Annotated in this window: 2 protein-coding genes; both read left to right on the top strand. The window is 34.7% G+C overall.

Features of this window, described 5'->3' with window-relative positions:
* Positions 1-985 (top strand): chemotaxis protein CheA (locus HU235_RS19695; protein ID WP_174881318.1); only part of this gene is annotated, 985 nt, incomplete at its 5' end.
* Between the two features lie 72 nt (positions 986-1,057).
* Positions 1,058-1,353, top strand: a 296-nt coding sequence (locus HU235_RS19700) for a chemotaxis protein CheW (protein WP_174881319.1), incomplete at its 3' end; no start/stop codon positions are given.

A 1,353-nucleotide genomic window follows, 5' to 3' on the forward strand; every position in this document is an offset into this window, starting at 1 on the left:
GCAAAATATAATTTTGAATATGCGAATGGTCCCTGTTGAAACAGTGTTTAATCGTTTCCCAAGAATGATTCGTCAGCTTGCAAAAGATTTAAATAAACAAATTAATTTAGAAATAATTGGTGCTGAAACAGAATTAGACCGAACTGTAATTGATGAAATTGGTGATCCGTTAGTACATTTACTACGCAACGCAATTGATCACGGTATTGAAATGCCAGAGGAGCGTTTGAAAAAAGGGAAGCCTGAAGTTGGAAATGTGGTCTTAAGAGCTTACCATAGCGGAAACCATGTATTCATTGAAATTGAAGATGATGGTGCTGGAATTAACCGTGAGCGTGTTCTTGCAAAGGCGATTGATCGGGGAGTAGTAACAGAGCAAATTGCAGCAACATTAACGGATAATCAAGTGTATGAATTAATTTTCTCATCAGGTTTTTCTACTGCTGATAAAATCTCAGATATTTCTGGTCGCGGCGTAGGATTAGATGTTGTGAAAAGTACGATTGAATCACTTGGTGGTACTGTTTCAATTGATGCTGAAGAAGGGAAAGGCTCATTATTCTCAATACAGCTGCCACTTACACTTTCTATTATTTCTGTCATGCTTGTGGAATTACAAAATGAAAAATATGCCATTCCTTTATCATCGATTATTGAAACGGCTGTTATTAAAAAAGAGGAAATCCTTCAAGCGCATAATCAAAAGGTCATAGATTTTCGCGGGAAAATTGTTCCTTTAGTTTATTTAACTGAAATTTTTGAGGTTCCAGTTAAAAATAATAATGATGACTTTGTATCGATTATTATCGTTCGTAAAGGTGAAAAAATGGCTGCATTAGTGGTAGATTCATTTATTGGCCAACAAGAGATCGTACTTAAATCACTTGGGAATTACTTAGATTCTGTTTTTGCTATTTCAGGTGCAACGATTTTAGGTGATGGACAAGTAGCACTTATTGTTGACTGTAATTCTTTAATTAAATAATTCTAGTTAATTGAAATTGAAAGATATATGTTGCTATTTTTTGACGATTAATTTTAAGAAGGTGGTCTACAAATGAGTGAAATTTTATCAGGGGATCTTAAAGTCATTGTATTTCAACTACAAGAAGAGGAATACGGGATTCCTGTGCAACAAGTTCAATCAATTGAAAAAGTCGAACATATTACACGTGTACCAAGAACAGCTCCTTATATAAAAGGTGTAATTAACCTAAGAGGGGTTGTGACACCTGTCATTGATTTACGCAAACGTTTTGGGTTAGAGGAGATTGAAAATTCCGAAAGCTCACGAATGATTATTGTATCAAAGGATGATATTGATGTCGGCTTTATCGTTGATGCAGCTAATGA

The sequence above is a fragment of the Metabacillus niabensis genome (assembly GCF_902829255.1).
GTDB classification, from domain to species: Bacteria; Bacillota; Bacilli; order Bacillales; family Bacillaceae; genus Metabacillus; species Metabacillus niabensis.